Source organism: Pseudomonas sp. GXM4 (assembly GCF_008923895.1).
Classification (GTDB): Bacteria; Pseudomonadota; Gammaproteobacteria; order Pseudomonadales; family Pseudomonadaceae; genus Aquipseudomonas; species Aquipseudomonas atacamensis.
In genome coordinates this window covers 1-10,096 of record NZ_WBRZ01000199.1, presented here as the reverse complement: position 1 = coordinate 10,096, position 10,096 = coordinate 1, and the positions used below count along the sequence as shown (strand labels likewise).

Genomic DNA, 10,096 nt, shown 5'->3' with positions numbered 1-10,096 from the left:
AGAGGATTCTGCTTTTTACCATATCAGTGCGATACTCGAGTATTGTGGATATTATTCTCGCTTCGGCTTTCGTTTAGAAGGCTTCACTTTGAGAAATATCCAACAATTCAAAAGCTTCATAGACGACGCTAGTAGTTTCTTTGGTACTGAAGAAGGGATGCGGGATTTTGAAATCGCTCAGAGCTTTATCTCTCGTTGGAATCCGGGGGAAGTGATTTGGATCGATCCAGCGAGGTCTACTCATGAGTTCTCTCAAAGTCGTGAGTTTGCGGCGATATTGAGGTGCGAAAGTTTTCTGGTGCGGGCCAAGATTATAAAGGAGATTAGCGTTTTTCTTGAAAAACAAGGAAGCAACAAGTTTGAGCTGAGCAATGCGAGCTCCGGAGAACTTTCTCTAATCTGCTCTCTGATATTTTTATCTATAAGTGTAAAGCAAAACTCGATAGTTCTCATAGATGAACCGGAGAACAGTCTACATCCCGCTTGGCAACGTGAATACATTGGCAAAATAATTGCAGCATTAGCCTATAGAAATGTGTCTGTGGTCGTCGCCACGCACTCCCCGCTCGTTGTTTCAGGGGCGTTAGCGGAACATTCAAATCTAGTTTCTGTTCATCAAATGACAGGCACTGGCCCGGTGCGATTGAAGCTTAATCATAGTTCGGCTAGCAGCGCGGGAATCGAAGCGATTCTTTGGAAGGCATTTGATGTTGTTACGCCTGCTAACCACTTCGTCAGCGAAGAAATCGTAGATGCAATGAACAGGTTTGAGCGAAATCAGTTGAGCAGAAGCGCTTTGACTTCCCTAATCAGAACAATGCAGGAAAAAAGTTTTGATAATCAGCAGGGAGATTTTTTTGATGCAGTTCTAGAGTTGGTAGATAAGGTAGATAAAAACAAGAGAATAAAAACCAAGCCAGTAGACGGTATTTAAAAATGGCAGACGCGTATCATCCACGGTTGACTGAGATCAATTTAACAGACGATGAAGTTACTGCTATTCAGGCAGCGCTCGCCTCATCTAGTCCATGGAAGGTAGAGGGAGAGCATATTCAGAGTGCGAAAAATAAGCTGCGTGATTTTCATCTACTCCGGCATGAAGAGAACTGCTGTTATTGCAGGATGAATTTGCATGGCCTTGGTCACTTTACGATTGATCGCGAGCATATACTGCCAAAAGGCAAGGATCGCTACCGTTCACTTAGTTATACCGTGTGGAATCTTTCTGCCTCCTGCAAAAGATGCAACATGCAATACAAAGGAGAAGATGACGACTTTGTTTTGGATAAAAAGAATTCAGTGAAATACCAAAGGTCAGAAAATTATTTGATTGTGCATCCCAGCTTTGATGAATGGGAGCAGCACCTATCGCGCGAAAGCAAGCAAGTCAATAGAAAAAACATGGTGAAATTCACGATAGTCGATGGTAGTGCTAAAGGGCAATATACGTATGATTATTTTAATTTGATGGGGTTGGAGGTTGATTCCTTCACTTCTGCACAGGCAGTTAATCTGCTTGGAAGACGAGAAGACAGTGAGGCCGGAATCGAAGTTAGGTCACTTGCTGCTAAGCATGGGCAATAGTAAGAACTCTTTTGGCAGGATGTCTTGGGTTTGCCCTCAACTGAAAGCTTTTGGCCAGTTTCAGCCCTTCACGAAAGGCTGAAACCGGCCAAAAGCAGCCGCCCACGCATGGCCTTTTCCAGCCCAAAAAGATAATAATCGGAGCGGAGACGGCCTATTGAAAATTGGCTGCATGGCTGAATACGTCTCTTCTTCAGCATTCCATTATCGAAATCAGAGTAAGACTCATGGGCGCGCCCATCATTATCGGCAACAGCTATGACCTCTGGGTCAGCAACAGCATGAAAGATACTTTTTGCGAGGTACTCACCGCTGTTGCGACCTTGGAAGGCCATGATGTGAAGGCCATATATGAGGAGGCACCAGGTGTGGCCGGCACCTATGGTGTTCCAGGCGTGGGTATCCTTCTCGACGAGTTCTATCTTTATCTTGGCGGGTTTTCCGGGGTTCGACGCCATCTCGATGTTTGCCGAGTACGGCTAAACGAAGTCAGAGAGTCTTGCGGACTGTCGCCAGTTGCTGCCGAACGCATGGCACACCTACTGGCATGGGCCGCATACCATATGGATGGCAACCCGATCCCTGTAGGCGGCTCTTTCTATGAGAGCTGGCCTCCTGACGCAGCTAAAACAAAGTAATACCCGCCTGCTTTCAGCCAGAAGCGGTCATTCGAAAAATATCAGAACGGCTCCGAGCAAAAACGTCTAACTTCAGCTGTACAGTCCCTCCCTTGTAACGGGTTAGGAGCTAATGTGCGTTCAATCAGATTGAGCGCCTCCTTCCAATATCTCAAACCCGTCATCAACGGGGGCATACCCGACAACTTTTCTGCTCTGATCGATAGAGAGACGCTTATATCGGTTATCTGAGACCCCATGGATAACGTGAAAACCCTTCAGCTCGGCTTCAACGCAGTTATTGAGAAGTGCGACAACATCTCTAAAACTGATGAAGGCCGCAACGTCTCTTGGACTGTGGGTTTGCCCTTGTTCAAATTTGGCTACGTTGGCAATACGGACGGCGATGGTCGTTATCTGTCCATCGTTTGCATACATCGAAGCCAAAGCTTCTCCGAACGCCTTGCTGACGCCGTAGAGATTGCCTGGTTTAGGTGCCATGCATTCCTGGATCTGAACATCCTTTGGATATCCCTCAATCACTTGGGCACTGCTTGCAAATATGAAGCGCTTGCAACCTTGTGCCTTTGCGGCAAAAAGCATGTTGTAAGTGCCCACGATGTTCACTGGAAGGAGTGAGTGCATGAAATCGGCGTCTGGGTCAGGGTCAGCGGCAAGATGGATGACGGTATGGATACCTTCGCAAGCTCGAAGGCAACTGGCTTGATCCCTGACATCCAGAGCGAAACGCTGTGCCGAGTCCGGGAGTTGAGTTACGTCTAGATCGGCCAAACGCAAATCGGATTTATCGTCGCGCTCTTGCCAAAAAGCAGTGCCGATCTTTCCTGCCGCACCTGTGACGAGGATTTTCCTTGAGCCCATTTCGGCATGTCCTTATGGTAAATGTCACGCCAGCCTCCCAGCCTTGTGATCGGTTTAGAACCACCGATATGGGGAATCGTGAATTCAGACAAGCGCTGTAGCTGGCAATGCTTCGTGCTGACCGGGCCATTGTTGGCCTAAAGTGGCCAAGCGAAAAGATAGCCATCAGCAATATCAAACCGAGAGCGTCTTCGGTAGGAATTATTTTACCCAGCGAACGGTATCGGCAGTAATTACCGGCCTATGGTTGTGCCCTAGCCTCTGACTAACGAGCCACAGCCTAGTCGCCTGGACAGCTACTATCTTTCCCGAGAATTCCTTCTTTTTGAGAACCTCGGCGCTGACAACGTAGCTACCACTCTCAACGCAATCAACTATCGCACCATGAAAGTTGGTTTCAAGCACCCGAGCCGGCGCCCCACAAATTGAACAGTTCATACGTCACTCCCTGCGGTCGATGAACTGTAGCCGAACGCTGGTCACTCTCCACCTGTCATGGAGGGCTCACGACGATTGTTGCCAACAAAAGCTGTTTCGCCTCGGCATGGAGGCACAGATGAATATTTCTGAAGATCTTCGAGCTTTGGATTTTACTTAGCGGCAGAGCTGTTGCCTTCTACCGGCCGACCATCAAGTGCAGGCAGCGGATCGGTTTGAATTCCAGTGAGTATAGAGGCCCATGCTGCGTAAGCTTGAGCGTGACGGGACACGGCTTCATCCCAGCGGCTGCCTGTTACCTCGTGTGAGACGACAAGCATCATGAGGTGATTTGTGGCTGCATCCAGATCAAGCAGGAGGTGATGGGCGTTAAATCGAAAATCGTCGGTCGAAGGCATGGCGTCACGCATATTGAGTGAGTGGGTAAAAGCATCGGCGCTCCCCACATGACATCATTATGACATTGCCTTCCATAGTTAGTGCGGTCACCCAGACGACCGGTGAAGTCAATATCTCGGCTATCGACATCACCCCGGCAACTCAACCGTATTGACAAACGGTGATTGGCAGAACGCGGCACAGGCTGTGAGCGGCCACCTCAACTCGAGGCCGTGGCCTCCTAGCGTCGAGCTGGGCGGAGCGGAACTCTCATCGACCCAAAACGACAGTCTCGATGACTTCGAAAGGCGGTGCAGAAACTCTTAGAGCGCTGCGCCCTCCTCCCGCAAAACCTGCGTCAGTTGCGTGATAACGGGCGTTTACTCATCGTTTTTCTGAACGCGAAAAATCGTCCAACCTGCGATCAAGATCAATAGCATTCCCGCCCATGTAAAGCCGTCTGGCACTTCCTGAAATAGCAGATAACCCCACAAGCAAGCGAAAGCCAGGTAGGCATAGTCAAAGGTGCCGACAAGTTCGGGAGGTGCAATCTGGTAGGCTCTAGCGGTAGCTGTATTTATCAGAATCAGCATGCACGCATAACAGGAAATGAAGGCTATCTCCTGCCAACCGAGTGTCTGCCATGGAGTTAGTAAAAACGGAGCGCGAGCAACCGTTGCCTCGCTGACGTTCAGCGAGGCGATACCTCCCATGCAGGCGGCAAAAAGGAAAGCGACGTTCAATCCTAGCGCCAGTACTAGAGGATGTTCACTGCGACAATGTCGGCGCGTCACCACCATCGCGAGTGCGTAAAATACAGCGCCGACGACAGGCAGCAACGTCGCAAGCGTAAAGATTTCGGAACCCGGGCGCGGCACCAAGGCTACGCCCACAAAACCTAATCCCACAGCAGCCCAGCCGGTTGGAGACAAAGGCTCACCGCCATACCAAGTGGAGAAAAGGGCTATAAAAATCGGTGTCGTGTAGATTGCAACGGCAGCGACCGATAGTGGGATTAACGGCAGTGCCGAGTAGTAAGTCACCCACATCAATAACAGCAGAAGACTCCCGGCCATTATCCACGGAACGGAAGTAATTCTGAGGCGGCCTGTGCGGATGCGTCGGCCAAGCCAGGTGCCCAGGGCGGGAACCGAAAGGCAAGACACGATCAAGAATAGCTGCCATAGGGGCAGCTTAGCGCTGAAGTATTTGACTGCTGCATCGGCCAGGGCAAGCATAAAAACAGCGCCGACAATTAGTGCTATACCCTTGGGAGCATTATCGATCCGAGTACCGTATTCGTTCATGAATTGCTCCCTGCCCAATAAGCTCTAAGCCTACCCACTTGTTATCGTCGGCTTGCAGCGATCTGCCCCAAGGCGCCGGCAGTAGGCTCAATGCCATCACCCCTGCCCATCGTGGGCCCAGCGCTCAAAGCAATTAGAGTCCCTTCAACGTCTGTCGCAGAGCTTGCATCAGTTGTTCAACAACGATCGCTTCGACGGCACCTTCACTGGCGTCTACCTGAAAAGCAGCGCCACTAGCCGACACTTCTCCATCACAAACCCAGTAGACAGCAATCGCGCTACCTGGCCCGCAGCCTGTATGTCCGCTTAGGGCATATCCACCCTCAAGCGTTCCCTGCATCAAACCTAGGCCATAACTCCGTGCGATCCACGGACGTCCGGGAATGGGCCCGCCCAATGTGCGTGCTCCTCGCATCTCAGTGAGCAAGCCAGCTGAAAGCAAGTCTGCGCAGAAGAGTCGATCCAAAAATAATGCCGCTTGCGAAACTGAGCCGATTAACAGGCCGTGGTAAACCCAGGCGGGGTCATAGTTTAGAGTGTCCACCACGTGGTTTGTTTTTAAGTCTGCTCGCGTTTTAGCGAAGCGGACGTTGGACAAGCCCAGAGGAGCGAGTACCCGTTGATTCACAGCATCCTCAAGCGTTAGATCAGTCAGCCGTTCAATGAGCCTTCCGATGAGCAGATAACCCACATTCGAATAACGCCACCCGGCTCCGGGGGTGTATCGAAGTCGAGCACCATCAAGGCGTTTTAACATTTCATCTACAGACCAGGCCGACTCACCGTTCGCAACGGCCTGGTGGTACTCGCCAAGCTCGCCGTAGTCGGCCAGACCTGCCTCATGCCGCAGTAACTGACGTAATGTGTAGGGCTGATCAAAAACGAGGTCGTCTAATCCTATAACGCGGTCACGGACTAACGAGAGAGCCGTCGTAGCCAAAACGGTTTTCGTAAAACTCCACCAAGGCACGGGGAGCTCTCCCTGTTCATGTGGATGTGGCTGTGGCTGTGGCTGACCGTTTACCACGAGTGCACTGAACATTGGCTTCCTTGACGTTTGAAACGGATCGACGACTCAAAAGGGTACTCTGTTCAATGTCGTTCGCCAGAGTAACAAGCCGGCCTCTGAAAAACGCTGAACAACGCCCTTGGCGCCACGCTGTCATCGCAGGTTAAGTCAGACACGACACCAATCGCGTGTGGCCGAACATCGTTCCTTCGCGAAGCGCCTCTCGTGTCCTTAAGCGCAAGCAGAATGAATGAAAGCTACACGCGAAGGCTTCAGGGGGGGGCTATGGTAAAACCCAAGGACTAGCCCATCAGCTGATACCAACCTTTCTAACCCGCTTGTGCACGTGATTTCTTTGTTCGCCCCCGGCCATTTCGTATGATGAGCAATCTAAATTTGGGATGCTTGGCGTGAAACCATCATCAAAAAAAGCTTCAACCAATCCGCCCGTATCAACCGGAGTCACCCAAAATTTAAGTGAGGCTGTAAGTCAACTTTCTTGGGACGACTTGCGAATCATCAAAACGCTAAGCGAATGCGGTAATAGAGCCGCGACAGCGAAAAGGTTGGGTATCAACGTATCCACCGTATCGCGTCGTGTGGCTCAAGTGGAAAAGACGCTTGGGGTCGCCCTATTCGACCACCGTCGCTCTGGGTACATGCTGACGCCGGAAGGCGTCGAGTTACGGGCGCTCGCCGAACGAGTAGAGCTTGATATCGTGAGCGTCACTCGCAGAGTTTCTCGGGCAGGTCAAGGGCTGCTTGGAAAGCTTAGGATCACTACCAGCGACTCCCTGCTGCTGTATTTTCTCACGCCGATCATCGCCGACTTCAAGGCACTTAATGAAGGAATTGCCATCGAGGTTCTGGTTGGCAACGAGACGTTAAGTCTGGCTCGCGATGAATCTGACGTAGCGGTGAGAGCGACCAAAAAACCTGCCGAAAGTCTAGTCGGGCGCAAGCTCGCTTCGATCGCATGGGCGCCTTATGGCAGCATAAAACAAGCGACTACTACCCCGTTCGCAGAAGGCCAACCGTGGGTATCGTATTCCGCAGGATTATGTGGGCTGAAGGCTAAAAGCTACGTCGAGGACAGAGTCAGCGCCGACTGTATTTCTTATCGTACGGACTCAGTCGCGGCCGCTAGCGTCGCCATTGCGGCAGGACTTGGTTATGGGTTTCTTCCGTGCATGCTGGGAGACATTACGCCTGGGTTAACACGCGTCGGGCCAGTTGTGCGCGAACTACAGGATGAGCTCTGGCTGCTCACGCACCAGGACATTCGAAAGTCATGGAGAGTCAAAGCATTCATGACTTTTTGTGCAGCAGCCGTAGCGCATCAAAAGCCTTTGATCGAAGGGCAGCTGGATCTCCCGGTTGCGCAGGCGAAACCGGGAGCGTCTCTTAGTCAGCGCGAGATCCGATGACAGCCTTGCAGACGATTTCAATCAGCTGTGAACGTTGAGCCAACCTGGATACACCGATGATATTGCTCGCGCACTGTGGTCGCTCAGTGCGATATGCGGCTTTACGCACATCACCTACCACGGCAAATGCCGCGTCCATATCCAATACGTAGAGCGTTTCTTCTACAACATCATCAAGGGTTGCTCCGTACAGCGCGAGCAACTTGGCGATGTTGTCGTAGGAGGCGCGCATCTGCTCTCCTATCGACGAGAAATCGCTGGGTTTGCCCTCGCTGTTCAAAGGTGCGGGAGCAACCAGGTTACCCTCCTCATCGTGGTTGAACTGACCCGAGATATAGATCTCGTTTCCGACTTTTCTGGCTTGGGGATAGCCGTAGCCCTCCTCCCATGAGACTCCCCAGTAAGCGGTGTTTTTGCCGTGCGGTTGTGAAGCAGCCATTGCGTTCTCCTTGCAGATGACGAATCGAATGATGTCGATTCGAGTTGTCGGGAGGCAAAGGCTAGCACCGGAAACACAATTGAAAATGCGCAATTTTGCGCCTTCAGCAGCGCAAAGTTGCGCCCCCATCACGACGCGCCTTCCGTTAAATTTTTCCCATCGACTGACCGCTGGATTGAGCTGATCAATCGGCTACTGGGAAAAAGGAATCAGGATGAAACAGGAAACATGCGCGCCCTCACTTAAGGATTTGACTAAACAAACCGGACACTTGAAACCTTGGCAGATCCAGCGCGCCAAGCAGTTGATGCTCGAGAACTTGGACGCAGATATCTCCGTGGCAGCTATCGCACAGGCGTGTGCGCTATCCCGCAGCCATTTCACCCGTCAGTTTAAAAAAAGCGCTCTCGTCTCACCCAAAGAATGGATGCGAGAGCAGCGGATTTTGAGGGGCAAGCAGCTGCTTCAGACGTCGAGATTGCTAATTGCGGACATTGCACTGGAGTGTGGCTTCTCTGACCAGTCTCACTTCTGTCGAACATTCGTGCGAACCGAAGGTGTGACCCCGAGGGCTTGGAAACAGAACAATCAATCGCCTGCGCTGTGATTTGATGAGCTGCATAACGGGGCGAGCGCACACGTGAGCTCGTCGGTAAGCTGCGTAAGCGACTAGGTTTTTCAGGATGCGTTGTCTTGTTTGAATGTAAAGTCAGCGCTAAGATTTTAGATGAGCACACCAGTGCCAGGACTAGGAAAATGGGGAGTTTGTTTAAGGGTTACTCTTATGATCGCGGCCGAACGGGAGACGACACCATGCGCACTCAAGAAAAAATCCTTTTGGAACAGGCTTTGGCCGAGGCCCTAAAGAAGCAACAGGCCGAGCAATGGCTGGCAGAGAACAGCGAAGCCGTAAATGCCTACAACAGAGAAGTGGAAGCCCACGGCGTGTTCTGCGATCAAGTACGGAGTTTCTGATACCTAAGCGAGTTTTGCAACTCCCTAGAAACGACAGTGAACAAGACTTAGTAGGGCCAGAGCAGCGAGGTTGTAAATTAAGGCGCACTCACCCAGCCCGGGAAAAGTTGATCTAAATCGAGCGTAAGCGCCTTCATATCCAATTACACACCCAATCACACCCAGTAAGCCTGTCTGTGTAGCTCTCATTACCTACGAATATGCGCTCATGACACGCTTAGTATCGTGAGGAGGGCCTTGCTGACTCTCAGCCAAGGTTCCTCCTGCATTCAAATCGATACTTTTGCCGATTAAACTTTTAAACGATAGATGAGTATGATTTCAGGTAATCAAATAGTGCACTATTCGCTAGATCAAAAGAGGCTTTGTCTGATGTTGCGTGCCCGGTACTCCACTCGATGATCCTGTCCCAAATACTCCAGACACGCGTAGCGAGCGAGCTGGACGAATCTGCAAGCTCCAAGCAGAGCTGAACGGCATGCTTTGGCCTCAAAAGAAATTCATCTTTTCCCTTTTGGAATTCCACAACGCCATCTCGCCTAGTTTTAAGAAACACCACGTTTGCGGGGTAATCCAAATCGTCCCCAGTTCCCTCGTAAAGCCAACCCGTCGCGAAAAATTTGTCTGACTCTGGGAGTGTGGCGTCATGAAACCCCATCCCCATTGCCACTCCCCTCTGGAAAGTTTTTTTGGGCATCGCACTTACATTATGGATCTGTCCATTTCGCCATGGCATATCGAAACGTCGAAGACGAGTGCGTAGAGCTGCCATTAGAAAGCCTTGAGCCAGTAGATCGGCTTGTATTGGGCTCAAGTGGAAGGCGTATTCATCGATTTTGAGCACGACCTGGTCTCCGTCCCTGAAGGCGCCTACAAGACTAGAGATCTCGTAGGCTATTCGGCCTCGGAGATAATCATATGGATTTGTTGATTCTTGCCTGGTGACGGCAGCCATATATCTTGAGCCTCTCAGTACGTTTATTTTTTTGTTTATTTGTTAAACGGCTCAAAACCGAAAATACTTTAGCTCCAATCAGAAA

11 protein-coding genes are annotated in these 10,096 nt (G+C 50.9%); 6 read left to right on the top strand and 5 right to left on the bottom strand.

Annotated features, from left to right (window positions below; genetic code table 11):
• The 3 genes from F8N49_RS20635 to F8N49_RS20625 all read left to right on the top strand — a co-directional run.
• On the top strand, positions 1-934 hold a 934-nt coding region (locus F8N49_RS20635), incomplete at its 5' end, for an ATP-binding protein (RefSeq protein ID WP_218574887.1).
• A gap of 2 nt (positions 935-936) precedes the next feature.
• Positions 937-1,584, top strand: coding sequence for an HNH endonuclease (locus F8N49_RS20630; protein ID WP_151552353.1), 648 nt, complete (start codon positions 937-939; stop codon positions 1,582-1,584).
• A gap of 227 nt (positions 1,585-1,811) precedes the next feature.
• Positions 1,812-2,222: a hypothetical protein gene (locus F8N49_RS20625; RefSeq protein WP_151552351.1), complete on the top strand. Its 411-nt coding sequence runs from the start codon at positions 1,812-1,814 to the stop codon at positions 2,220-2,222.
• Between the two features lie 120 nt (positions 2,223-2,342).
• Here F8N49_RS20625 and F8N49_RS20620 read toward each other — a convergent pair whose 3' ends face one another.
• The 3 genes from F8N49_RS20620 to F8N49_RS20605 form a co-directional block, all read right to left on the bottom strand.
• Entirely contained in the window at positions 2,343-3,083 is a 741-nt protein-coding gene (locus F8N49_RS20620) for an NAD(P)-dependent oxidoreductase (protein ID WP_151552349.1), read from the bottom strand.
• Positions 3,084-4,279: 1,196 nt separating this feature from the next.
• Complete coding sequence (locus tag F8N49_RS20610; RefSeq protein WP_151552345.1) at positions 4,280-5,206, bottom strand: DMT family transporter; 927 nt, start codon at positions 5,204-5,206, stop codon at positions 4,280-4,282.
• 133 nt (positions 5,207-5,339) lie between these two features.
• Positions 5,340-6,248: a serine hydrolase gene (locus F8N49_RS20605; RefSeq protein ID WP_151552343.1), complete on the bottom strand. Its 909-nt coding sequence runs from the start codon at positions 6,246-6,248 to the stop codon at positions 5,340-5,342.
• A gap of 368 nt (positions 6,249-6,616) precedes the next feature.
• On the opposite strand from F8N49_RS20605, the gene F8N49_RS20600 reads away from it, so the two are divergent.
• Complete coding sequence (locus F8N49_RS20600; RefSeq protein WP_151552341.1) at positions 6,617-7,642, top strand: LysR family transcriptional regulator; 1,026 nt, start codon at positions 6,617-6,619, stop codon at positions 7,640-7,642.
• Here the strand turns inward: F8N49_RS20600 and F8N49_RS20595 are convergent.
• Positions 7,620-8,081, bottom strand: coding sequence for a Rid family hydrolase (locus tag F8N49_RS20595; protein WP_039759017.1), 462 nt, complete (start codon positions 8,079-8,081; stop codon positions 7,620-7,622). The two genes, F8N49_RS20600 and F8N49_RS20595, sit on opposite strands and share 23 nt — an antisense overlap.
• Before the next feature lie 214 nt (positions 8,082-8,295).
• Here F8N49_RS20595 and F8N49_RS20590 point away from each other — a divergent pair, with 214 nt between their 5' ends.
• Both F8N49_RS20590 and F8N49_RS20585 read left to right on the top strand, forming a co-directional pair.
• Entirely contained in the window at positions 8,296-8,688 is a 393-nt protein-coding gene (locus F8N49_RS20590; protein WP_151552339.1) for a helix-turn-helix domain-containing protein, read from the top strand.
• Between the two features lie 206 nt (positions 8,689-8,894).
• Positions 8,895-9,056 carry a type II toxin-antitoxin system CcdA family antitoxin gene (locus F8N49_RS20585; RefSeq protein WP_151552336.1) on the top strand — a complete coding sequence of 54 codons (162 nt, stop codon included), beginning with the start codon at positions 8,895-8,897 and terminating at the stop codon, positions 9,054-9,056.
• A 298-nt stretch (positions 9,057-9,354) separates the two neighbouring features.
• Here the strand turns inward: F8N49_RS20585 and F8N49_RS20580 are convergent, their stop codons facing one another.
• On the bottom strand, positions 9,355-9,900 hold the full coding sequence (locus tag F8N49_RS20580; RefSeq protein ID WP_151552333.1) for a hypothetical protein: 546 nt from the start codon (positions 9,898-9,900) through the stop codon (positions 9,355-9,357).
• Positions 9,901-10,096 lie beyond the last annotated feature (196 nt).